At 40.0% G+C, this 23,576-nt stretch carries 21 protein-coding genes; 13 read left to right on the plus strand and 8 right to left on the minus strand.

Annotation, left to right across the window (positions count from 1 at the left end):
* The first annotated feature begins 56 nt into the window (after nucleotides 1–56).
* Nucleotides 57–761, plus strand: coding sequence for a CoA transferase subunit A (locus tag F994_RS05175; protein WP_004649093.1), 705 nt, complete (start codon nucleotides 57–59; stop codon nucleotides 759–761).
* 3 nt (nucleotides 762–764) lie between these two features.
* On the plus strand, nucleotides 765–1,394 hold the full coding sequence (locus F994_RS05180) for a CoA transferase subunit B (RefSeq protein WP_004649094.1): 630 nt from the start codon (nucleotides 765–767) through the stop codon (nucleotides 1,392–1,394).
* A gap of 1,050 nt (nucleotides 1,395–2,444) precedes the next feature.
* Here F994_RS05180 and F994_RS05185 read toward each other — a convergent pair.
* The 5 genes from F994_RS05185 to F994_RS05205 all read right to left on the minus strand — a co-directional run bounded on the left by F994_RS05185 (nucleotide 2,445) and on the right by F994_RS05205 (nucleotide 8,775).
* Nucleotides 2,445–3,818 carry an MFS transporter gene (locus tag F994_RS05185; RefSeq protein ID WP_004649095.1) on the minus strand — a complete coding sequence of 458 codons (1,374 nt, stop codon included), beginning with the start codon at nucleotides 3,816–3,818 and terminating at the stop codon, nucleotides 2,445–2,447.
* A gap of 663 nt (nucleotides 3,819–4,481) precedes the next feature.
* A complete protein-coding gene (locus tag F994_RS05190; RefSeq protein ID WP_004649096.1) occupies nucleotides 4,482–4,970 on the minus strand; it encodes a MarR family winged helix-turn-helix transcriptional regulator in 489 nt (162 codons plus the stop codon).
* A 140-nt stretch (nucleotides 4,971–5,110) separates the two neighbouring features.
* Nucleotides 5,111–6,601, minus strand: coding sequence for a sulfite reductase subunit alpha (locus F994_RS05195; protein ID WP_004649097.1), 1,491 nt, complete (start codon nucleotides 6,599–6,601; stop codon nucleotides 5,111–5,113).
* 13 nt (nucleotides 6,602–6,614) lie between these two features.
* The gene (locus F994_RS05200) at nucleotides 6,615–7,205 is read right to left on the minus strand and encodes a PepSY-associated TM helix domain-containing protein (protein ID WP_004649098.1); all 591 of its coding nucleotides are present in this window, start codon (nucleotides 7,203–7,205) and stop codon (nucleotides 6,615–6,617) included.
* Between the two features lie 10 nt (nucleotides 7,206–7,215).
* Nucleotides 7,216–8,775: a DUF2271 domain-containing protein gene (locus F994_RS05205; RefSeq protein ID WP_004649099.1), complete on the minus strand. Its 1,560-nt coding sequence runs from the start codon at nucleotides 8,773–8,775 to the stop codon at nucleotides 7,216–7,218.
* 104 nt (nucleotides 8,776–8,879) lie between these two features.
* Between F994_RS05205 and F994_RS05210 the strand changes: the two genes are divergently transcribed.
* Nucleotides 8,880–9,764 (plus strand): DUF4198 domain-containing protein, encoded by an 885-nt coding sequence (locus F994_RS05210; protein WP_004649100.1) that lies wholly within the window; start codon nucleotides 8,880–8,882, stop codon nucleotides 9,762–9,764.
* 441 nt (nucleotides 9,765–10,205) lie between these two features.
* Here F994_RS05210 and F994_RS05215 read toward each other — a convergent pair whose 3' ends face one another.
* The 3 genes from F994_RS05215 to F994_RS05225 all read right to left on the minus strand — a co-directional run bounded on the left by F994_RS05215 (nucleotide 10,206) and on the right by F994_RS05225 (nucleotide 14,244).
* Nucleotides 10,206–11,546 carry a DcaP family trimeric outer membrane transporter gene (locus F994_RS05215; protein WP_004649101.1) on the minus strand — a complete coding sequence of 447 codons (1,341 nt, stop codon included), beginning with the start codon at nucleotides 11,544–11,546 and terminating at the stop codon, nucleotides 10,206–10,208.
* Between the two features lie 120 nt (nucleotides 11,547–11,666).
* Complete coding sequence (locus tag F994_RS05220) at nucleotides 11,667–13,040, minus strand: MFS transporter (protein ID WP_004649103.1); 1,374 nt, start codon at nucleotides 13,038–13,040, stop codon at nucleotides 11,667–11,669.
* A gap of 289 nt (nucleotides 13,041–13,329) precedes the next feature.
* Entirely contained in the window at nucleotides 13,330–14,244 is a 915-nt protein-coding gene (locus tag F994_RS05225; RefSeq protein WP_004649104.1) for a LysR family transcriptional regulator, read from the minus strand.
* Between the two features lie 115 nt (nucleotides 14,245–14,359).
* Between F994_RS05225 and F994_RS05230 the strand changes: the two genes are divergently transcribed.
* The 10 genes from F994_RS05230 to F994_RS05275 all read left to right on the plus strand — a co-directional run bounded on the left by F994_RS05230 (nucleotide 14,360) and on the right by F994_RS05275 (nucleotide 23,380).
* Entirely contained in the window at nucleotides 14,360–15,469 is a 1,110-nt protein-coding gene (locus tag F994_RS05230; protein WP_004649105.1) for a muconate/chloromuconate family cycloisomerase, read from the plus strand.
* 15 nt (nucleotides 15,470–15,484) lie between these two features.
* On the plus strand, nucleotides 15,485–15,775 hold the full coding sequence (catC, locus tag F994_RS05235; RefSeq protein WP_004649106.1) for a muconolactone Delta-isomerase: 291 nt from the start codon (nucleotides 15,485–15,487) through the stop codon (nucleotides 15,773–15,775).
* Between the two features lie 164 nt (nucleotides 15,776–15,939).
* Nucleotides 15,940–16,860: a catechol 1,2-dioxygenase gene (catA, locus tag F994_RS05240; protein ID WP_004649107.1), complete on the plus strand. Its 921-nt coding sequence runs from the start codon at nucleotides 15,940–15,942 to the stop codon at nucleotides 16,858–16,860.
* Nucleotides 16,861–16,941: 81 nt separating this feature from the next.
* Nucleotides 16,942–18,327: a benzoate 1,2-dioxygenase large subunit gene (gene benA / locus F994_RS05245; RefSeq protein WP_004649108.1), complete on the plus strand. Its 1,386-nt coding sequence runs from the start codon at nucleotides 16,942–16,944 to the stop codon at nucleotides 18,325–18,327.
* Nucleotides 18,324–18,815 carry a benzoate 1,2-dioxygenase small subunit gene (benB, locus tag F994_RS05250; RefSeq protein ID WP_004649109.1) on the plus strand — a complete coding sequence of 164 codons (492 nt, stop codon included), beginning with the start codon at nucleotides 18,324–18,326 and terminating at the stop codon, nucleotides 18,813–18,815. The genes benA and benB overlap by 4 nt, the downstream gene beginning before the upstream one ends.
* Before the next feature lie 81 nt (nucleotides 18,816–18,896).
* Nucleotides 18,897–19,913: a benzoate 1,2-dioxygenase electron transfer component BenC gene (gene benC, locus F994_RS05255; RefSeq protein ID WP_004649110.1), complete on the plus strand. Its 1,017-nt coding sequence runs from the start codon at nucleotides 18,897–18,899 to the stop codon at nucleotides 19,911–19,913.
* A gap of 17 nt (nucleotides 19,914–19,930) precedes the next feature.
* Complete coding sequence (gene benD / locus F994_RS05260; protein ID WP_004649111.1) at nucleotides 19,931–20,716, plus strand: benzoate diol dehydrogenase BenD; 786 nt, start codon at nucleotides 19,931–19,933, stop codon at nucleotides 20,714–20,716.
* A gap of 60 nt (nucleotides 20,717–20,776) precedes the next feature.
* Nucleotides 20,777–21,997: a benzoate/H(+) symporter BenE gene (benE, locus tag F994_RS05265; RefSeq protein ID WP_004649113.1), complete on the plus strand. Its 1,221-nt coding sequence runs from the start codon at nucleotides 20,777–20,779 to the stop codon at nucleotides 21,995–21,997.
* Nucleotides 21,998–22,024: 27 nt separating this feature from the next.
* Complete coding sequence (locus F994_RS05270) at nucleotides 22,025–22,711, plus strand: 3-oxoacid CoA-transferase subunit A (RefSeq protein WP_004649114.1); 687 nt, start codon at nucleotides 22,025–22,027, stop codon at nucleotides 22,709–22,711.
* A gap of 18 nt (nucleotides 22,712–22,729) precedes the next feature.
* Nucleotides 22,730–23,380: a 3-oxoacid CoA-transferase subunit B gene (locus F994_RS05275; RefSeq protein ID WP_004649017.1), complete on the plus strand. Its 651-nt coding sequence runs from the start codon at nucleotides 22,730–22,732 to the stop codon at nucleotides 23,378–23,380.
* Nucleotides 23,381–23,576 lie beyond the last annotated feature (196 nt).

Here is a 23,576-nt window from a genome sequence, read left to right on the forward strand (position 1 = left end):
TAAAACATAGATGTCATTACAAATGAATGACATTGTCAATAAAGTAGAGGTATCGGATGCCGAATAAAGTCTATGCAAGTGCAGATGCTGCATTACAAGATATTGTAAAAGATGGTCAAACCTTGGCAGTTGGCGGTTTTGGCTTATGTGGTATTCCTGAAGCATTAATTGTTGCGCTACAAAAAACTGGAGCCAAACAACTGACCTGTATTTCCAACAATGCTGGGGTTGATGGTTTTGGTCTAGGTATTTTGCTGGAAACCAAACAAATTAAAAAAATGATTTCATCCTACGTGGGTGAAAATAAAGAATTCGAACGCCAATATTTAAATGGCGAACTGGAAGTTGAACTGACCCCACAGGGTACTTTGGCTGAAAAACTTCGTGCTGGTGGTGCGGGAATTCCTGCATTTTTCACCCCTACGGGTGTCGGAACTTTGATTGCAGAAGGCAAAGAAATTCGTGAGTTTGATGGTCAGGACTTTATTTTAGAAAAGTCTTTAACCGCAGATATTGCACTGGTGAAAGCTTATAAAGCGGACAAAGCGGGGAATTTAATTTTCCGTAAAACAGCACAAAATTTTAATCCCGTTTGTGCTGTGGCTGGAAAAATCAGCATTGCTGAAGTGGAAGAAATTGTTGAAATTGGTGATTTAGATCCAGATGAAATCCATTTGCCGGGCATTTACATCAACCGTATTGTACTTAATGCACATCCTGAAAAACGCATTGAACAAATGACATTGAAACCGGAGGTGTAAACAATGGCTTGGACACGTAATGAAATGGCACAGCGCGCTGCACTGGAGCTTGAAGATGGTTTTTATGTCAATTTAGGCATTGGTTTACCGACACTTGTTGCCAACTATATTCCTGAACATATTAATGTTTGGCTGCAATCTGAAAATGGTCTGCTTGGCATCGGTGAATTTCCAACTGCTGATACTGTAGATGCCGATTTAATCAATGCTGGTAAACAAACCGTTACGGCACGTAAAGGCGCAGCATTTTTTTCCAGTGCAGAATCCTTTGCGATGATCCGTGGTGGGCATGTCAATATTGCGATTTTGGGTGCAATGGAAGTATCTGAAACGGGCGACCTTGCCAATTGGATGATTCCCGGTAAAAAAGTCAAAGGTATGGGCGGCGCGATGGATCTGGTTGCTGGTGTGCAGAAAGTGGTCGTTCTGATGGAGCATTGCGCAAAAGACGGAACGCCGAAAATTGTTGGGCAATGCAGTCTGCCTTTAACAGGTAAAGGTGTGGTTCATCGTATTATTACCGATTTAGCCGTTATGGATATCACTGAACATGGCATTCAATTGGTTGAACTGGCTCAAGGTGTGAGTTTTGAAGATATTCAGAAAGTCACAGGGGTAAACCTGATTCAGTAATTAATTTACACGATTCATTCCATACTTCCCTATCCAGTTGTGAGCAACTTGATAGGGAATTTTTTTGGCGCAAATTTGGTCGTAAGTAAAAGCTGTTTAGAATAAAAAACGGATTTTGAGTATGCATAATTCTTAAAATATATTGCTTAAAAACATCTTGCTAAGATTTGCCTTGAAAATCACTGGTTGATCATAAAGATCATCTTTGGGGACTTACATCTTCTTAGGATGTTAATTGTAGTAAGTTTAAGATTTTTTAAAAATGGTATGACCATTGTTGTTATACATTGATTTTGATCAGGTATTTTTCGGTTGCTGTTTTGTTGAGCTAAATTTGATAATTTAAAAATATAAATTTCTTTTATAATAATTTGGGGTTGGTTTATATTTAATTTTAATAGGAATTTAATCAATTGCCATTTTTTAAATTTTTTGTTTTGCTTAGGCTATTTTTAGTGGTTTAAATATACGATTAAAAACATTTATTAGACTTCTTTCATAAGTCATTTTTTGATCAATACAAACCATTCGTAAAACTGAAATTCGTGAATAAATTCTAGAAAGTATTGGATTTATAAGTGTGGCATCTATGCCACACGTTTCTTATCCTTACACTGCATTTTAAAACAATGCTTAAAACTGGCTCAGGATTCATGTATGGGAAAAAAATCGTTATTTATTTTAGCAACTTATGATTAAAGCTCTGCTTTTATATCGCTAGATGAATAAAATGATGATGAATACCATTTAATTTTACTTAGGCTAATTTGAATCGTCAGTTTATTTTGATGACATCACTGATCAGCATATCCCCTACAAAACAACCTACAATGCAAAGCTGTATTTTGTGTACTTAAAACCTTCAAAATATTTCCACAGTACTATCAAAATAACGGTAAAAAGATGCGGCTTAAAATCCAATGTGATTGCTGGAATTTATAAGATTAAGTTGAAAAAAATTTATTCAATAAAAAGCCTGAAACTTATTTTATAAATGATACTCATCAATCATTAAAAATAAGTTTCAGGCGATAAAGCTATTTAACCAAATTATTCTTTAAGCGGTTGTTTGATGTAATTTATATCTTCTTTTGCTGTAGTTTTAAGACTGCTTAATACCGCATCAGAACGATTATGATTAATAAATGATAATGCCACTGCGCCAATTAAACCTGCCGCTGCAATCACCATGAAGTTTTGTTCAATCGGTAAGTTTAACGCAACAATAAAACCAATCAGTACTGGTGAAAGAATTGCACCCATACGACCAATACCCGCTGCCATGCCAATACCTGTAGCACGAATCCCACTTGGATAGAATTGACCGCAATATGCATAAGCCACAATTTGAGCACCAGTTGTACACGCACCAACCATACCGATGTTAAAATACAACACTTCAATTGGCATTGGTAAGGTCATCATATACAAGAACACACTGCCCAACCCATACATACACACCAGAACCCATTTAATATGGAAACGGTCTGCCAACCCGCCACCGATAATACAGCCTGCAACCGCACCGACATTTAACGCAATGACAAAACTTAAAGCAGAACCTAAGGTATAACCTGACATTGCCATCAATTTGGTTAACCATGTGCTTAAGGCATAAACCATGAATAGGCCAGTAAAATACGCTCCCCAGAACATTAAGGTACTAAATGAACGACCTTCTTTAAAAAGTTGAACCATTGGAGTGTGTTCATTATCTGCTTTTATGGTTTGGGTGAATTCAACCGAATCTTTCATTTGAATACTTGGGTTGATGTCCTTAACTACTTTTTGTAAATCTTGCTGATTTTGACGTTTTAATAAATAGGCCAAAGATTCAGGCATTGATTTCATAATAAATGGCAGTAATAAAACAGGAACACCCGCAGCAAAAAACACCACTTGCCAGCCAAATTCAACAATGAATTGTTTACCAATCACCGCTGCTAAAATACCGCCAATTGCATAACCAGAGAACATAAATGTGGTCATTAAACTGCGGATTTTTTTAGGAGAATATTCTGTCATTTGGGCAACAATATTCGGCATCACCCCTCCAATGCCTAATCCAGCGATAAAACGCAAAATACTAAAGGTCACTGGGTCATTGGCTAAACCGGCAGCTGCGGTAAAAACACTGAATAAAAATACACAAATTGCGATGGTCAGGCGGCGACCAATTTTATCCGACAATGCACCTAGAAATATGGCGCCAAACATCATACCGAAAAGTGCAGAACTGGCCATAAAACCAGCCGTCGAGGCAGTCACGCCCATTTCAGTCATAATAGAGGGCAAGGCAGCTCCAGCAACTGCAATATCATATCCGTCGATAATAATAATGATAAAACACCAAGCTAGCACTTTTGCATGAAACTTATTAAATTTCGCTTCATCGGCAACTTTATGTACATCTATGTACTGCATAATCATCTCCTTGATATTTATGATCATTACATTAATTGTTCTAAATATTTTTAGAAAAAATCAATTTTTGAGTTTTCCTAATTTTTATCCATTTTTTAAAAAACTGTATTTATTCTCATCAGAGATTTTTCAATTTAAAATTCTTCAAGCCGTTTTAATCAGGGAATCCATTTCCATTTAATTTCTTGGTCTGGTCTGTACCCCATCTAAAACATCGAATAATTAAACAAACTAATTATAAAGCCAATATATGTCAACAGCATTACATATATATTTTTAATTTATTTTTTAGTTTATATATATCAATAATATAAAAACACGATTTGAAATTAAAATATCATCTAACTGACCTATTTCGGATTTCAACTGATAAATAATGATGATTTAGACAGATCGTATTTAAGACATTTTTAATGAATTGGCTTAGATGAATTAAAAAAAGAAAAGTAACATGCCAATAATAAATGAAATTTCACGTGACTATATTTTGATAGATTGAATATGTAGTTATCGTTATTATTGTTCAATCGAATAATGATTTGCTCGATGAGCCGTTTTATTTGTGAACTGTCATAAATCTACCCAAATAAAAAGCTAAATCTTTTTAGATTTAGCTCGTATGAAAAAACAATCAATATTTTTTGGGCTGTAGTCAATAAGATTTTATTTTACCTCTGAATTCGTCAGATTCACTTTCGCAATACTGTCATTCAGCTTATTCATTAAATGAGCAAGGGTCACCATGTCATCAAATAAAAAGCCTTCGAAAGTTTGTTGATAAAAATCAGCAACTTTAAGTTGTAATTGTATCCATGCTTCTTGACCATTTTCAGTGAGCGCTACATTTTTAACCCGACGGTCCTGTGTATCGCTAACACGTTGAACTTCCCCATCGCGTTCAAGACGCTTTAATACGCCATCCAAACTTTGTCGACTTACCCCTAAATAATTGGTTAAGTCAGAAAAAGACATGCCAGTCTTGACTGATGGACGTGATAAAGCCCCCAAAACGGCCCAATGTATAGATGAAATACCTAATTCTTTCTGACATTGGCGATCTAAAGTATTGCTGGCCTGAAATAAACGAAAAAAAAGTCGATTATGAATTGGAGCTACTGAATTCTGATAGACATTTTGGTCTACTTGACTCATTTCTTAAAACCTATCGTCATTATTTAAATTAATATTGCTTAATTAGCATAGATAAACCAATACGCAAAGTGCTTAATTGATATTTAACAAATCAAGTATATTCATTTTTACTGTGCTGAATGCTGCTTAATGTGCATTTTTTAATAAATATCTCGTTGATAACGTTTGTTTTTCCTCAGCTGTTCTAGTTGTTCTGCACCTAAAATATTGATCAAAGTTTTCTCCACCTCTTGTGCCATTCCTTTTAAGCTACCGCAGACATAAATTGCAGCACCCGCTTCTATCCAATTTACAAGCTGTTCCGCTTTTTGTTGTAAAATATGCTGCACATAGACTTTTTCAGCTTGATCACGGGAAAAAGCATAGTCCACCTCGGGTAAGAAACCTTGTTCTTGCCACAGTCCAATCTGCTGTTTATAAAGATGATCAAATTGCTGTTGACGTTCACCAAAAATAAGCCAGTTCTGCTGATTACCATGCTGTTGTCGTTGTGACAAATGAGCAACTAAACCAGCAATACCGGTTCCATTACCAACCAAAATGAGCGGTTGTGGCGCTGCCTTTAAATGAAATGATGGATTAGAGCGAATTTTTGCAGCAATCATTTGCCCAATTACAGCATGTTCGGTTAACCAGCCGGAACCTAACCCAAGACCTGTTGCTGTTTTTTCCTGTCGCACCACCAATTCCACTATTTTTTGTTCAGGAATGCTGGCAATAGAATATTCACGTATCGCTAAATCAGCAAAGCCCAAAATCCAGTCTTGAAAGGATTCATTAGGGCGTTGCTTGGGTAATTGTCTTAAATCTTTAAACTGCAATATCGCAACTAAATTTTCACTCACTGTTTGTTGCTGTACTGCTAAAAAGCACTGTATCTCTTTAAGTGAATTTCCACATTGAATTTCAAAAATATCCCCAGATGACCAGTTTATAGCATCGTCATAGGATAGCTGAATTTGGTAAATTGGATTGCCTTGACTGCCGCTATTGAGACAAGTTCGATTTTTTAAAATCAATGTAGTCCAATCATGCTGTTGTTCTATTCGAGATAATTTCTGCGCGCTTAACTGTTCTAAGTGTTTGAGCCAGCAATCTAAATCTGTCTGTTTTAAATGATCGACACAGACCATTTCAAATAAAACTTGAGCATGGTGCTGCTGTAAATATTGATCTAAAACTTGCCCAAAATGACAAAAATGTGTGTAGCGCTTATCCCCTAAAGCTAAAATTGCATAAGACTGATGTGACAAATCTAAATTTGCATGGCAAAAGATCTGCTTGATTGCGGACTGTGCAGTATCAGGCGCATCACCCTCACCATAAGTACTGACACACCACAGAACTTGCTTGGCTTGGCACAATTGTTCTACTGTCAAATATTGCATATCGACAAGGCTGACCTTTTGCCCCACAGCTTGTAACTGTTGTGCCGTCTGCTGAGCAATATTCTCTGCTTGACCAGACTGAGTTGCAAAAACAATCAAATAATCATTTGGCTTGAAAGTCGCTAGCCGTTTTTGCTTACCATGACTTAAACGATTACTTAAAATTAGGTAAGCAATGATCACGACATAAAGCACTAGTAAAACCACTAATGCAATTAAAACGACAGCCACAGAATATGTCATTAAATGATAGTACCTATACCGCAGACCAAATCAGCAAAATAATCAACGCTAAACTTGCAGCGGTAAGCACAAGATGAGTAACCAAGCGGGTTTTAATGCTTAAAAATAGAATGTAGCCGACTAAGGACAGTGCAATAACAATAATGGCGCTGATATCAATGAGCCAACTCCAAGCCAAACCTGAATTTTTACCTCGGTGTAAATCATTCAACATAGAAACTGTTGAAGCTGGTTTTTGGGTAATTTCCGTTTCACCCGTATCTGCCATGACCCAAATATCTGTCGCACCAGCAGGACTTTCCAAGCGAATCATCACTTCATTGTCCATAACTTCACTGCTTTGATAACGTCCCACCACATTTTGCTGTTGGCGTACATAATTCAAAATAGTATCGCTTGGGTTTTCTTGCTGCTTAATCGACTTTAAAACGGACTCAGGCAAAATCAATTGAGTGGTTTGTTCTGTTTTAGCCGGTTCAAACCACTCCGGATGATTTAACAATAATCCGGTCACAGAAAAAAACAGTAAAGTCAGAAATGCGAAAGCAGAAAGCCAGCCATGCACATAACGTGAATGGCGGTAAAAATCACGACGTTGATACACGTATTTAGCCTTAGTTCACTTTCTGAAAATTGAGTTTGACTGCACCAATTTCTTTTTGTGCAGGCAATGTTTGGTTTGAACCTTTGGCTTTGACATCCAAATCAAAGGTTTGATAAGAATGTTCGCCATGCTCACGTGATGTTTCAATATGAATCAGATATTTTCCTGCTGCTACCGCTTTACCTGTTTCATCTTTACCATCCCAAGCCAACTTATACTGACCGGGCTGACGTGATGGTTTAGCCACAGCATCTAAGTTTGGCATTTGACGACCATAACGGCGCCACCATACATAGTTGGAGTTAATCCATTTTTCATCTTTACCCCAAACTGCCAATGTACGGACAATTTGCTTATTGGCATCAGTCACCCATACTGAAACATAAGGTGCACGGTATTTTTCAACATTCATTTTAGGAATGGTCAGGTCAATCACGGCTTGATAGCTTGCTGGCCATTTAGCCGAAGATTGACTTGCTGCAACAGTGTGCATTTCTGCATTTTGCGGCATTTGAATTAAGCTGTTCCAGCCCGAACTTTGATGAACTTGCCCATCGATTAAAGTTACTTTCGCTTCATAACCAATAAGTGCCTCAATCAACGCTAAGCCTTCTGATGGGGTCATGGCAGCTAAAGCTGTGGCTAAAGCATCGGCATCTGCGGCACACGTTCCAACCACGACACACTGTTCAACTTGTTGTAAAGGCATGCCTGTTTTCGGGTCAAGCAAATGGCTTTGTCCCGCCAATGTACGATAGCCCTGTCCACTAAATGCAATCGCTTGATCATTTAAGTTCAAGACTTGTTGTGGCGCGCTATTGTCATTATGTACAAAGGCATCTTGCACACCAATTTTCCAGCCCTCTTTTTGAGGTGCATTACCCCAAACACGGATGTCACCGCCAATATCAACCAACAAACCTTCAATGCTTGGTACGGCCTGACGTGCCGCAACCAATGCACGGTCAATAATGTAACCTTTCGCATAGGCATCAGGTGCAAATTTCACTGCTGAATCGATTGCGATGCTGCGCTGTTCTGCATCTAATTTTACACTGTCAGCTTGCAACTGATTTAAAACCTGCGTACGGGTCGCTTCATCAAGTTTGACTACACCTTGTGATTGTTCCCATAAAGTAATGAGTTGCCCCAATCGTGCATCAAAAGCGCCACAAGTTTTATCACGCCACGTTTCACAAGCTGCAATCACTTCAAAAAGTTCCGCCGAAACATTCGCCTGTTTATTGTTATTTAAAGCCGTAATTTCACTGTCATCACGCCAAGTTGATAACACCTGATCTAACTGGCTAATTTCTTTTTCAATGGCATCCACAGCACGTTTAGCTTCTTGTTTAGAAGCCCCTTGAACCACCACATCTAAAGACGTACCCAATATATGATCACGATGAAAACGATGCGTTTGTGTCGCAATCTGTTCTGATTGTTCTATTTTTTCACTTTGCTCAGCGGCATTTGCGTGAAAAGGAGAAATCAGTGCCAACGCCATAACCAATGGTGAAAGACGAAATGCCTTACGAATAGGATAAAAATTTCTAACAGCAGCTGACATGCTGATTCTCCGGAATATTTTTAATGAATTTTATTGATAATGATAGTAGTTATCAAGTAGATTACGTTCATTCTATTAAATAAAGTTGATCTGGAGTCCAAACAATGAAGCATTGGTTCAAAATTGCTTTACTCACGTCATTACCTGTACTTAGTCATGCACATACCATGAGCCCGTTTCTGCTTCCTGAAGTGTTTGACACCAAAGCAGCACAAAGCATTAGTTTCCAGAGCGGCATCACGATAGAAAAATTCTTTGTTGCGGGAAATAACTTTAAAACCACTTATGTCATTACTGAACCTGATGGTCAACAAAAACCAATAAATGCAGCAGCAGCATTAAAACGCTTTAACATCGCAGAATTTGATTTACCTAAAGAAGGGACTTACCGTATCCGCACACAAGATGCCGTGGGTAATAATGGTAAATATGCATTGGTTGATGGTCGTTGGTTACGTGTTCGCCCAGCCCGTGCTGCAATGCCAATGCAAGCGCCTGCTGATAAACCTGCTGAAACAGCCAAAGCACCGGTCAATGCTCAACCACCACGCGTGATTGCAGCCGATCAAGTTCCTGCAAATGCACAAACGCTTGAAGTGACCAATCATTTTATTGCTGAAAGTTATGTCACTAAGGGCAAACCTACTGCTATTCCAACAGCAAGTAAAAAAGGCTTTGAGTTCACATTATTAACTCATCCAAACGAATTATATGCAGGTGAATCACTTAAAGCTCAGGTGTTGATGAATGGGAAACCTGTTCCAAACCTTGAAGTCGATGTATTTAAAGGTGCAGGTAGTTATGAGCCAAATGCCAAACGCGAACAGCCGCATGTCAAAACCAATGCTAAAGGTGAAGTGGAAATTAAATTCGATCAAGCAGGTATTTATTTAATTACCACGGCTTACCCAGAAGCAAATCCTGATGCGACAAAAAAACCGGCAACTGAAAACTTTACTTATGGCTTAACGGTAGAAGTCACAGAATAATAGGCTTCTTTCATAAGTTATTTTTTTTAATCAATACAAGTAGTTCGTAAAGCCAAAATTAAAAATAAATTTTGGCAGGTGTTAGATTGATGGGTGTGGCATCCATGCCACACGTTTCCCATCCTTGCGCTGCATTTTAAAGCAGTGCTTAAAACTGGCTCAGGATGTCGTGTATGGGAAACAAAAGGTTTTTCTTGCGGACTCAAAATATATTTTGAGATCCTCATTTTGACCTTTCAAAAGTAAAGCTAATGCCTACGCAAAGGTATAAAAATTGAAACATTCAAATGAGGCAGTGCTGATTTTAAAAAATAGAATATTGAATATTTTTTGATTTATGCAAGTTATCTAATTTTTATGCATAGATAAAATCTAAAAGATAATTCATATAAAAAGCCTCTATTTGAAAATAGAGGCTTTTTGTTTAGCAATTAAAAAATATTAAAAGTTATAAATGGCAACTGCATTTACACGATTATCTTCACCTGTCTTACTACCATTTGGTGCAGCAGCAAAAGCTTCACGTTCACCATAGACATATTCAAGACCAAAACTTAAAGGTTTGGTTGGGCTATAAAAAACATTTGCCCAAGCTTGCCATAAGTCTTTATTGGCTTTCGTTTTATCCGCTAATGCATTGATATAGGCTGGGTCTTCATCAAAAGTCATATAACCATAACCGACAGTACCACGCAGTTTTTCATTAAACTGCTGAGTAAGACCGACAGTAATCGAATCAAATTCATTTTGAGCAGCAATACGGCTATTTACTGTAATTGCCCCATTATTAAGATTAGTAACCGCTACACCACTGTTGGCAAAGGAAACAAAACTGCTGTCGCCTTTCACATGGTAGTAGTCTGCTTTTAACGTTGTTCCCGGAACCATTTCATATTTAGCCCCTAAACCGACACCCCATGCCATTTCTTCATCATTATTGACACGTTTTTCATGCCCCATGGCACGTGCACTGACATTAAAGTTGTTGGCAAACTGATGATTTAAACGCGCAGTTAAAGCAGGTAGACGTTGCATAATTGAAGCATCTTTCGGGTCTTCAAGCGCCATAACCAGATTGGTTTGTGGGGTAAATTTAGTGGTATGACGTACCTGTGCAGTACGTTTCACAGCTCCACCCACATAGGCCAATGCATCTATGGTTTCAGGCATATAATCAGGCACTGCAAAGTTGGACCAAGTTTGACCAATGAGCCAGTCGGCATAGGTTAAGTAAGCATGACGGATACGTAAATTATCAAGGCTTGCTCCCCCCAGAAAATCCACCTCAATTTTACCCTTTACGTCTTGATCAGCCACTTGGCTTTTAAAATCAACACCTAAACGGGTAGCAGCCAATGTCGATTTTAAGCGATCACTGTTTTCAGCATTTCCTTTCAGTGGCACCGAATTAATTTGATTGTATGGCATATTAACATTACCGCCACCTTCAGATTGATAAGAGGCATCTAAACGAACATTTCCGTAAAAATTAAGCTCGGCACCTTTGGCAGTTTTTGCTACAGGTGCTGCTATAGCCACAGGTGCTGGACGTTGAATCGCTGCAATAGCCGTTGCAGTCTGCGCTGTCTGTACTTTTTGTTGTTCAATAAGCTCACGTAAAGCTTGGACTTCTTGTCTTAGCTGTTCAACTTCTTGACTCTGCTTGCTTGGTAGTTGGGTTTGCGCTTGAGTTGATAAGCTCATACCGCCCATACTTAAAGCAATCATGCTCATCATAAGGTTACGTTTTACTGTTGGTTGGTTTAATTGCGTGGTGTTCATCCTAAACTCACTTATGATTATATTCGACAATATTTATGATTGTTCAACAAGATTCTAGCAATAGATCACCAGTGCTACGATGGCGATCTATATCACCTAGACTATTGTCTATATTGAAAATTACTGCGTCACTTTGCTTTCTACTGTTGGCGTTTGAATACTATGCTGTACACGGGTTTGACCATCGACAGAAGCTTTTAAATTTACCAAGAAGATAGCAATCGCTGCCAATACACCAGGAATGGCGATGACCAAAAAGTTCATTTGATGCGGAAGTTCAAAGGTTAATAAAGCACCTGTCAGAACCGGTCCAACAATTGCACCGATACGACCAATACCTGAAGCCCAGCCCATACCTGTAGAACGAACGGCTGTTGGATAAAACTGTGCAACAAAAGTATAAAGTAAGATTTGCGAGCCAATTGTTGCGGCACCAGCAACGGCAATAAGGGTATAAAGCACAGCTTGCGGACTATTGAAACCCAGTAAAATAAGCGCAATCGCACCAACCGTAAACATAGTCGTAAGCACTGGTTTTAAATGGAATTTATCTGCTAGAACTCCACCACCAATCGCGCCAATCATCCCGCCAATATTCAGTGCGAATAGGAACATTAAGCTTGCACCTAACGAATAGCCTGCTTGAATCATGAGTTTTGGTAACCAGCTTCCCAATGCGTACACCATAAGCAAGCACATAAAGAATGCAGCCCAGAACATTAAGGTACTAAACGTACGACCTTGCTGAAATAAAGCACGTAGCGGTGCATCATCACCCACAGTTGCTTCATTTAAAACAAATGTTGTTTCCGCAGTCAGTTTTTGTTCTGGTGCAATTTTTTGCACAATTGCACGTGTCTGTTCTGTTTCACCCTTTTTGGTTAAGAACATCAATGATTCTGGTAAGAATTTCCAAATGATTGGTAAGGTAAATAATGGAATGCTGGCAATGTAGAACATGATTTTCCAGCCATAAGTCGGTACTAACCAAGCACCCAATAATGCTGAAGCCATCCCACCAATGGCATAACCACTAAACATAATGGCAACCAAAGTACTGCGAATGCGTTTAGGTGCATATTCAGTCATTAAGGCCACGACGTTTGGCATGACCCCACCAATGCCTAAACCTGCTAGAAATCTTAAAGTTCCAAATTCAGTTGGTGTGGTTGCAAACGCGCCTAAAAAAGTAAAGCCACTGAAAATTGCAATACAAATCATGATGGTCTTTTTACGACCCAGTTTGTCTGAAAGTGTACCAAAACTCATGGCACCAAACATCATGCCAAACAATGCTGTACTGGCAAGCAATCCGGCTTGTACTGTCGTTAACGCCCACTCTTGCATGAGAATCGGTAAAACTACGCCATAAATGACTAAATCATAACCGTCAAAAATAATAATCATTAAACACCAAATAAGTACGCCCCAATGAAAAGGAGTAAATTTGGCTTCATCCACTAAAGTATTGATGTTCAGTTTATTGGTATTCACTTTGCGCTCCTGCATATGAATCTTTCGATTGAGCAAAGAATGGGGCAAAGCATTTTTTTTGTCCAAAACCGATTACATATATATTCATACCTTAAAAGTTCGTGTTTAATTTTCTAATTAGAAAAACAATACTTTAAAAATATCAAACAAATAAAATCGAGCTTTATTTGCTCTAAAAAAAAGACCTGTTCATCAAATCATGCGACTTGATGAACAGGTCTTTTTTAAAAATTATGGTTTCAACTTGCTGACTATCGGCCTAAAACTGAGCGAGCATTTCCTTCTGTTTTTAAACAACAGCACGATCATATTTAATCGCTTCTAAGTCATAAACCTGATAAATACAGTCAAATAATGAACGAATATCTTCACTCTCATCCATACTGCGTATTGCCAGAAAGATTGGACTGACGGCAGCATCATCAAGTAAGGGAATATAGTGCAAATGTGATAACTGAATGGTTTTAGCACTTTCAGGAACAATACAAATCCCCTCACCAGCTGCAACCAAGCCAAGTGCCAGCTGGATTTCACGGACTTCTTTTAAATTTTTGGGATCTAAACTATATTCAGAAAAAAGTGATCTAACTTGCGTAGAAAAATTAGGTTTAGGATGACTCGGGTATAAAAATAATTTTTCATCGACGATATCTGTCAGATATACCCCTTTCTTTTGTACAGCGAGTGGATGACTCGCATGCACTGCGACCATTAAAGGCTCTTCTCGTAAAAGTATCCGTCTGATTGCTGGGTCCGAAATTCGCAATCGACCAAAACCGACATCAATCCGACCTTCTTTAAGTGCTTGTATTTGCTCTTTGGTACTCATTTCAATCAGCTCAATTTTTAAATGTTGCTGCTGTTGACGAAATAAATAAACGATTTTCGGCAATAAGCCGTACAATAAAGAACCAACAAAACCCATCGTCACGGTTTTTTCGACCATGCCTACCCGTTGAGTCATCGCTTTAATTTCTTCGGCATTAGACAAAAGTTTAACAGCGTGCTGATAAAAAAATTGACCCGCTTCAGTCGTTAATAATGGGCGGCTACCACGTTCAAATAGCTGAATTCCCAGCTCTGCTTCAAGATTTTGTATCTGTCGGCTTAAAGGAGGTTGAGCAATAAACAGTTTTTCGGCTGCTTTAGTAAAACTCTGCTCTTCTACAACCGCTACAAAATAACGTAGATGTCTCAGTTCCATAATATTCCATACCTTATAAGCATAATAAAATGCAAATTTGATCTTCGACAGTAAATGTTTATTCTTTTAAGGTATACCACAAGAGATACACAAAGCAAGATTGAGAAGGCTAAAGATGTATAAATCTATAGAAACATTGCTTGTCGAAATTCCAACCATCCGCCCGCACAAAATGGCGGTTGCGACCATGCAAACCCAAACATTAGTACTGGTAAAAGTAACCACAGCCGATGGTTTTACCGGTTGGGGCGAAGCGACCACAATTGGTGGATTGGGATACGGTGATGAAAGCCCAGAAAGTGTAAAAACGAATATCGAGACATATTTTGCGCCTTTATTGAAATCACTTTCAGGCTTAAATTTCGCTCAGACCATTCAAACCATTAAACGTAACATTAATGGCAATCGCTTTGCTAAATGTGCGATTCAAACTGCCCTACTTGATATTCAAGCGCAGCGTTTAGATCTACCGTTAAGCGAAATTTTGGGTGGACGTTTACGTGACAGTGTTCCCGTTCTATGGGTCCTCGCTTCAGGTAATACTGAAAAAGACATTGCTGAAGCCAAGAAAATGATTGAGTTGAAACGTCATAACGTATTCAAACTTAAAATTGGATCACGTCCCGTTGAAGATGACGTAGCCCATGTTTTAGCAATCAAACAAGCGCTAGGTTCAGATATTTCCATTCGTGTTGATGTCAATCGTGCATGGTCAGAACTGGAAGCCATTAAAGGTATTCAAGCCTTACAAGATGGTGGTGTTGATCTGATTGAACAACCCTGCGCGATTGAAAACCTAGATGCAATGCAGCGTTTAACGCGTCGTTTTGATATTGCCATTATGGCCGATGAATCCTTAAACGGTCCACACAGTGCTTACCAAATCGCACGAAACAATGGTGCATCTGTATTTGCGGTGAAAGTCGCTCAATCTGGCGGTCTGATTGAAGGTTGCGAAGTTGGAAAAATTGCCAAGCTTGCAGGCATCGATCTTTATGGCGGCACAATGCTTGAAGGTCCTGTAGGAACCATTGCTTCAGCGCATGTTTTTTCAACTTTTGATCATTTAGCTTATGGCACAGAATTATTTGGTCCATTACTACTGACTGAAGAAATTTTAAAAACACCACTTCAATATCAAAACTATGAGTTGGTACTGCCGACTGTATCTGGTTTGGGTATCGAACTCGATTTAGACAAAATTGACAATTTACGTCGTCAGTAATTGAAGGAGATAAAGATGCTTTTCCAAGTACGTATGAATGTAAACATTCCACTGGATATGCCAAGTGATCAAGCCAATGAAATCAAGGCGATTGAAAAAGCATATTCACAAGAATTACAACGTCAAGGCAAATGGCGTCACATTTGGCGCATTACTGGTCAATATTCAAATACCAGTATTTTTGATGTTGAAAGCAATGAAGAACTGCACAGCATTTTACAGGGACTTCCATTGTATCCGTACATGGAAATTGAAGTGATGGCATTGAATCGCCACCCTTCTTCAATCCGTGAAGATGACAGCTAATTTTTTTTACAACGAAAGTGTGCTGTATCAAACAGCTTCACTTTTAAATAAAAGCAATACCAACCGGTAACCCAACAAGGATGTGGCAGCTAATGTTTTCTCGCACTCCAAAGGATGAGAAAGCTAGCCACCTCAAATAGATTACATACTTAAGGAGAATTAGTATGAACCGCCAACAAATTGATGCGCTTGTTAAAGAAATGAACGTCGATACAGCGACAGGTCCTGTCGATGCACGTGTACAACAAATTATTGTCCGTTTATTGGGTGATTTTTTCCAAGCGATCGAAGATCTGGATATTTCACAAACAGAATTATGGAAAGGTCTGGAATACTTTACCGATGCGGGTCAAGCCAATGAACTTGGTCTTTTGGCTGCCGGCTTAGGTCTTGAGCATTATCTTGACCTTCGTGCAGACGAAGCAGATGCAAAAGCAGGGATTACAGGCGGTACACCACGTACCATTGAAGGTCCATTATATGTTGCCGGTGCACCTGAGTCTGTAGGCTTTGCACGTATGGATGATGGTTCAGAAACCGATAAAATTCCGACTTTATTTATCGAAGGTACGGTAACGGATACTGAAGGCAACATTATTGAAGGCGCTAAAGTTGAAGTTTGGCATGCCAACAGCCTAGGTAACTATTCGTTCTTTGATAAATCTCAATCTGACTTCAACTTACGTCGTACTATTTTAAGTGATGCAGCGGGTCAATATATTGCACAAACCACCATGCCAGTTGGCTATGGTTGCCCGCCACAAGGTACGACTCAATTTGTTTTAGACAAACTTGGTCGTCATGGTAACCGTCCTTCTCACGTGCATTACTTTGTTTCTGCACCGGGTTACCGCAAGTTAACCACTCAATTCAATATTGAAGGCGATAAATATCTTTGGGATGACTTTGCATTTGCTACACGTGAAGGTTTAGTTGCAACCGCGGAAGATGTAACGGATGAAGCTGAAATTGCACGTCGCGGTTTAGACAAAGCATTTAAACACATTCAGTTCAATATTGAACTTGTAAAAGATGCTGCAACTGCACCTTCTACTGAAGTTGAACGTCGTCGCGCAAGCGCTTAATGACCTGATGATAAGGAACCGAGATGTCAATTTCATGACATTTCGGGAACTTGCCTAAATTTGGAAAGTTGGAGAACGGACATGCCTCGTATCCCTGTAATTAATACCAGCCATCTCGATCGCATTGATGAATTACTCGTTGAAAACTATGAAACAGGTGAATTTAAGCTTCATCGTTCAGTTTTTACAGATCAGGCCCTATTCGATTTAGAGATGAAATACATCTTTGAAGGCAACTGGGTGTACTTGGCACATGAAAGCCAAATTCCGAATAACAATGATTATTATACGACCTATATGGGCCGCCAGCCGATCATCATCGCACGTAACCGTGCAGGTGAATTGAATGCAATGATCAATGCATGTTCACACCGTGGGGCGCAACTTTGTCGTCATAAAAAAGGCAATAAAGCAACCTACACCTGCCCCTTCCACGGTTGGACATTTAACAACTCAGGTAAATTATTAAAAGTAAAAGATCCTTCTGATGCAGGCTATTCAGACTGCTTTAATCAAGACGGTTCACATGACTTGAAAAAAGTTGCTCGTTTTGAAAACTATAAAGGGTTTTTATTTGGCAGCTTAAACCCTGATGTTCCTCCGCTACAAGAATACCTTGGCGAAGCAACCAAAATTATCGATATGATTGTGGGTCAGTCTGATCAAGGTCTTGAGGTTTTACGCGGTGCGTCTACTTATACCTATGAAGGTAACTGGAAGTTAACTGCTGAAAATGGTGCCGATGGTTACCATGTTTCTGCCGTACACTGGAACTATGCAGCCACCACTCAACACCGTAAAGAAGCTCAAGCAACCGATAATATTCGTGCGATGAGTGCGGGTTCTTGGGGTAAACAAGGCGGTGGTTCATACGGTTTTGATAATGGTCACATGCTACTTTGGACTCAATGGGCAAATCCAGAAGACCGTCCAAACTTCCCTAAAGCAGAGGAATATACCGAGAAATTCGGCGCTGCGATGTCAAAATGGATGATCGAGCGTTCTCGTAACCTATGTATCTACCCGAATGTATATTTCATGGATCAGTTTGGTTCACAAATTCGTGTCCTTCGTCCACTGTCTCCGAGCAAGACTGAAGTCACCATTTACTGTATCGCCCCTATTGGTGAAGACAAAGAAGCACGTACACGTCGTATTCGTCAGTATGAAGACTTCTTTAATGCTTCAGGTATGGCAACTCCAGATGACTTAGAAGAATTCCGTGCTTGCCAAGCGGGTTATGCCGGTATTGCACTTGAATGGAACGATATGAGCCGTGGTGCAAAACATTGGATTCAAGGCCCAGATGATGCAGCCAATGAAATTGGTTTAAAACCAAAACTTTCAGGAATTAAAACTGAAGATGAAGGTTTATACCTTGCTCAACATGAACATTGGTTACATTTGATGAAAGAAGCGATTGCCTCTGAAAAAGAACTTGCTGCAACTGAAGGAGAAAACGCATGAGCGCGATGACTTTAGAAAATATTGCTCAATTCCTCTACAAAGAAGCACGCTTTCTGGATGATGAGCAATGGGATGACTGGTTACAGTGTTATGCCCCTAGTGCAGAATTTTGGATGCCAGCATGGGATGATGATGACAAACTGACTACAGATCCTCAGTCTGAAATTTCTTTGATTTATTACCCTGACCGTCAAGGTTTGGAAGACCGCGTATTCCGTATTAAGACTGAACGTTCTTCTGCAACCATGCCGGATACCCGTACCAGCCATAACATTTGCAATATTGAAGTTGTGGAACAAAACGGTGACTTAGTTACAGTACGTTTTAACTGGAACACACTCAGTTTCCGTTATAAGACCAATTACAGCTATTTCGGCATGTCACGTTATGTCATCGATTTTTCTGGTGCAGAACCAAAAATCGTCAATAAATATGTGGTACTTAAAAATGATTATATCAATCAAGTGATTGATATCTACCACTTGTAAAGAACAAACAGAAATTCTTCAGTCAAATGGAAAGTTGGCTGAAGAAGAACATCAGTTTTAAATATTTATAGGATTCTAGCCATGTCAAACCTTAATGTTGCACTTCAATTTGAAGATGGCGTTACACGTTTTATCAGCGTCGTTCAAGGCGAAACTTTATCTGATGCTGCCTACCGTCAAAAAATCAATATTCCTTTGGACTGTCGAGATGGGGCTTGTGGAACGTGTCGTGCTTTTTGTGAATCAGGTTCGTTTGACATGCCTGAAGAAACTTATATTGAAGATGCATTAACACCTGAAGAAGCTGCTGAAGGCTATGTTTTAGCATGTCAGTGCCGCCCGACTTCTGATGCTGTATTTCAAATTCAAGCCTCTTCTGAAGTATGCAAAACAGAAATTCACCAGTTCCACGGTACGCTTGAACGTGTTGAAAAATTATCAGATTCAACCATCACTTTTGATATCCAGCTTGATGAAGGTCAACCTGACATTCACTTCCTAGCTGGTCAATATGTAAATGTAGGACTGCCTAATACGACCGAAACGCGTTCTTATTCTTTCAGCTCTAAACCGGGTAATCGTTTAACCAGTTTTGTAGTACGTAACGTGCCGAATGGCAAAATGAGTGAATTTTTAAGTGCGACTGCCCAAGCGGGTGACAAAATGACTTTCGCGGGTCCATTTGGCAGTTTCTATTTACGCCCGGTGACACGTCCTGTACTTATGTTGGCAGGTGGTACAGGCATTGCACCCTTCATGTCGATGCTACAAGTTTTAGAAGAAAAAGGTTCAGAGCACCCTGTACGCTTAGTTTTTGGTGTCACCAATGACTTTGACTTGGTGGCGATTGAAAAATTAAATGAACTGCAAGACAAATTCTCTTGGTTTGAATATCGTACTGTGGTTGCAAACCCAGAATCTGCGCATGAGCGTAAAGGTTATGTAACAGGTCATATTGAAAATGATTGGTTAAATAACGGTGATGTCGACATTTATTTATGTGGTCCAGTACCTATGGTGGAAGCAGTACGCGGTTGGCTCGATGCTGAAGGTGTAAAACCGGCAAGCTTCTTATTTGAAAAATTCTCTGCAAACTAATAAAGGGAAGAATTCAAATGTCTGATCGTCAAAGATTTCAAAACAAAGTCGTGATTGTGACCGGTGCAGCTCAAGGCATTGGTCGCGGTGTTGCCCTGCAAGTGGCATCGGAAGGTGCTCAAGTCGTCATGGCCGACCTTTCTCCTTACGTGCAAGAAGTGTTAGCGGAAATTGAAGAGCTGGGTGGCGATGCTGTCATCATCAATGCGGACTTAGAAACCTATGCAGGTGCACAATCCGTGGTTGAAAAAGCCATTGCAACTTATGGCCGTGTCGATGCCCTGATCAACAATGTTGGTGGTGCAATCTGGATGAAACCTTTTCAAGAATTTTCTGAACAAGAAATTATTAAGGAAGTAAATCGTTCATTGTTCCCAACGATGTGGTGTTGCCGCGCAGTTTTACCTGAAATGATTAAAAATCAGAAAGGTACGATTGTAAATGTATCTTCAATTGCAACTCGTGGCATTAACCGTGTGCCGTACTCAGCATCCAAAGGTGGGGTAAATGGTTTAACAGCCTCCCTTGCCTTTGAACATGCCAAAGATGGCATTCGTGTCAATGCCGTTGCAACGGGTGGAACTGAAGCACCACCCCGCAAAGTACCGCGTAATGCCAACCCACTTTCTGAAAATGAACAACAATGGATGCAAGAAGTGGTTGATCAAACCATTGATCGTACGTTCTTAGGTCGTTATGGCAGCATTCAGGAACAGGTCAATGCCATTGTATTCCTTGCTTCAGATGAATCTTCATATATGACAGGAACTGTGGTTCCTGTGGGTGGTGGTGATCAGGGTTAAATCTGATTTCATCAAAGATTAACAGGTGCATTGAATTCTAAGCATGGAGGCAATAGCCCAATGGCAACCCTGTTCAAAACGTTAAAAGATGATTGGTCCATTTCAGCTACTGTCGCAGGATTTTTGGCAGTACTGATTTCCTACGCGGGTCCTTTAATTATCTTTTTCCAAGCGGCCCAAAAAGCAGAAGTCTCAAATGCCATGATGATTTCATGGATTTGGGGAATTTCAATTGGCGCTGCGGCGGCTGGTATTTTTCTATCGATTAAATACAAAGTGCCTGTGATTACAGCTTGGTCTGCCCCCGGAACAGCCTTACTGGTCACGCTATTTCCGCATATTTCTTTAAATGAAGCCGTAGCTGCTTATATCACTTCTGCTGTGGTTATTTTTTTGATCGGAATTACAGGCTATTTTGACAAACTATTGAAATGGATTCCCCAAGATGTCGCAGCCGGCATGATGGCAGGAATTCTTCTTCAGTTTGGTTTAGGGCTTTTTACGGCCACAGATACTATGCCAATGATTGTCTTTGGTATGTTAATGGTCTTTTTGATTGCAAAACGCTTAGTGCCACGCTATGCAATGGTTTGGGTGCTTATTTCAGGCGTAGTATTGAGTCTGTTTTTGGGCAAAATGAATCCTGTTAATGTCAATTTCACCCTTGCTATTCCGCAATTTATTGCACCCGAATGGACTTGGAATTCAACCCTGAATCTTACCATCCCACTTATTTTAGTCAGCCTTTCTGGACAGTTTTTACCGGGTATGGCCATCATGAAATTGAGTGGTTACGACACCCCTGCTAAACCGATTATCACGGCAACCAGTATTGCATCACTTGCAGTCGCTTGTGTCGGTGGCATCACTATTGTTCTTGCATCCATTACTGCTGCGTTATGCATGGGTAAAGATGCACACGAACTAAAAGAAAAGCGTTATATCGCCGGCATTGCCAATGGTATTTTTTATATTTTAGGTGGTTTATTTGCAGGCAGCATTGTCATGTTGTTCAGCTTACTGCCTAAAGAACTCGTTGCAGCCTTAGCCGGACTTGCTCTGCTTGGTGCAATTGCAACCAATATTTCCGTTGCGATGAAAAATGAATCTCATCGTGATGCAGCCCTAATTACATTCCTTGCTACCGCATCTGGTATGCATTTTTTAGGGCTGAGTTCAGTCTTTTGGGGCATTTGTATCGGTGTTATTGCACATTTATTTTTGACTAAACGCGAACCGAATACCACTGCTCTGCCCTCAACTCAAAGTTCAAAAAGTTAATGGGCAAACACTTGTCTAGGAAACATTATGATTGATAAAAGCTCTGCTTCGTTAACCGAAGCCTTATCCCAAATTAAAGATGGCTCCACCATCATGATTGGTGGTTTTGGTACAGCAGGTCAGCCTGCGGAACTGATTGATGGTTTAATTGAACTGGGTACTCAAGACTTAGTCATCGTCAATAACAACGCAGGCAATGGTGATTATGGCTTGGCCAAACTGTTAAAAACCGGTGCTGTGCGTAAAATCATTTGTTCTTTCCCACGTCAATCCGACTCTTGGGTCTTTGATGAGTTATACCGTGCTGGCAAAATTGAATTAGAACTGGTGCCGCAAGGAAATCTAGCTTGTCGTATTCAAGCAGCAGGTATGGGACTGGGTCCAATCTATACTCCAACCAGTTTTGGCACCTTGCTGGCTGAAGGCAAACCGACCATGCACTATGAAGGCAAAGACTTCGTTTTAGAAAACCCCATTAAAGCCGACTTTGCCCTGATTAAAGCGCATCAAGGTGACCGCTGGGGTAACTTGGTGTACAACAAATCAGCACGTAACTTTGGCCCAATCATGGCTATGGCAGCAGAGGTCACCATTGCACAAGTGTCAGAAGTGGTTGAACTCGGTGCTTTAGATCCAGAACACATCATCACCCCGGGTATTTTTGTCCAGCATGTGGTTGCTATTGGTACTAAACAACTTGAGCAATCTGCTTAATTACGTGAGGATTAAAAAATGAGCTATACAAAACTATCCCGCGATCAAATTGCAGAACGTGTGGCACAAGACATTCCTGATGGTGCTTATGTCAATCTCGGCATTGGCTTACCGACCAAAATTTCCAACTATTTACCTTCAGACAAAGATGTCTTTTTACATTCTGAAAATGGGCTATTGGCCTTTGGTCCACCGCCTGCAAAAGGTGAAGAAGATCCTGAACTGATCAATGCCGGTAAAGAATTTGTCACCTTGCTACAAGGCGGTGCTTATTTCCATCATGGTGATTCCTTCGCGATGATGCGTGGTGGTCATTTAGATATTGCCGTGCTGGGTGCCTTCCAAGTGGCTGCAAATGGTGACTTGGCCAACTGGCATACGGGTGCACCAGATGCGATTCCTGCGGTCGGTGGTGCGATGGATTTGGCCGTTGGTGCGAAAAAAGTCTTTATCACCACTGACCATGTTACTAAAAAAGGTGAACCGAAGATTGTCGCTGAACTGGCTTATCCAGCCACCGGTTTAAAATGTGTCGATCGTATTTATACCGACCTCTGTGTGATTGATGTCACGGCTGAGGGTATGAAAGTGATTGAGAAAGTGGACGGTTTGTCTTTTGAAGAGTTGCAGTCAATGACAGGTGCGAAACTGGTTGATGCGACTGTTTAAATAAAAAAGAAAGTCCCCCTTTATAAAGGGGGATTTAGGGGGATTTTTGGAATAAATCAACTTTTTAGAATCCCTCCCAACCTCCCTTTAAAAAGGGAGGAGCTTTCTCTAAATAAATTTTGAGCTGATTAAAATGAAAAATGCTTATATCGTAGATGCGATTCGTACACCCTTTGGTCGCTATGCCGGTGGTCTC

Source organism: Acinetobacter bohemicus ANC 3994 (assembly GCF_000367925.1).
Lineage (GTDB): Bacteria > Pseudomonadota > Gammaproteobacteria > Pseudomonadales > Moraxellaceae > Acinetobacter > Acinetobacter bohemicus.

Coding starts and splice junctions, on each gene's coding strand:
- F994_RS05275 (WP_004649017.1), top strand. CDS start 22,730: ATGAGCTATACAAAACTATCCCGCGATCAAATTGCAGAACGTGTGGCA.
- benD (WP_004649111.1), top strand. CDS start 19,931: ATGTCTGATCGTCAAAGATTTCAAAACAAAGTCGTGATTGTGACCGGT.
- F994_RS05190 (WP_004649096.1), bottom strand. CDS start 4,970: ATGAGTCAAGTAGACCAAAATGTCTATCAGAATTCAGTAGCTCCAATT.
- benA (WP_004649108.1), top strand. CDS start 16,942: ATGCCTCGTATCCCTGTAATTAATACCAGCCATCTCGATCGCATTGAT.
- F994_RS05225 (WP_004649104.1), bottom strand. CDS start 14,244: ATGGAACTGAGACATCTACGTTATTTTGTAGCGGTTGTAGAAGAGCAG.
- F994_RS05230 (WP_004649105.1), top strand. CDS start 14,360: ATGTATAAATCTATAGAAACATTGCTTGTCGAAATTCCAACCATCCGC.
- F994_RS05215 (WP_004649101.1), bottom strand. CDS start 11,546: ATGAACACCACGCAATTAAACCAACCAACAGTAAAACGTAACCTTATG.
- benC (WP_004649110.1), top strand. CDS start 18,897: ATGTCAAACCTTAATGTTGCACTTCAATTTGAAGATGGCGTTACACGT.
- benE (WP_004649113.1), top strand. CDS start 20,777: ATGGCAACCCTGTTCAAAACGTTAAAAGATGATTGGTCCATTTCAGCT.
- F994_RS05210 (WP_004649100.1), top strand. CDS start 8,880: ATGAAGCATTGGTTCAAAATTGCTTTACTCACGTCATTACCTGTACTT.
- catA (WP_004649107.1), top strand. CDS start 15,940: ATGAACCGCCAACAAATTGATGCGCTTGTTAAAGAAATGAACGTCGAT.
- F994_RS05195 (WP_004649097.1), bottom strand. CDS start 6,601: ATGACATATTCTGTGGCTGTCGTTTTAATTGCATTAGTGGTTTTACTA.
- F994_RS05270 (WP_004649114.1), top strand. CDS start 22,025: ATGATTGATAAAAGCTCTGCTTCGTTAACCGAAGCCTTATCCCAAATT.
- catC (WP_004649106.1), top strand. CDS start 15,485: ATGCTTTTCCAAGTACGTATGAATGTAAACATTCCACTGGATATGCCA.
- F994_RS05180 (WP_004649094.1), top strand. CDS start 765: ATGGCTTGGACACGTAATGAAATGGCACAGCGCGCTGCACTGGAGCTT.
- F994_RS05205 (WP_004649099.1), bottom strand. CDS start 8,775: ATGTCAGCTGCTGTTAGAAATTTTTATCCTATTCGTAAGGCATTTCGT.
- F994_RS05175 (WP_004649093.1), top strand. CDS start 57: ATGCCGAATAAAGTCTATGCAAGTGCAGATGCTGCATTACAAGATATT.
- benB (WP_004649109.1), top strand. CDS start 18,324: ATGAGCGCGATGACTTTAGAAAATATTGCTCAATTCCTCTACAAAGAA.
- F994_RS05185 (WP_004649095.1), bottom strand. CDS start 3,818: ATGCAGTACATAGATGTACATAAAGTTGCCGATGAAGCGAAATTTAAT.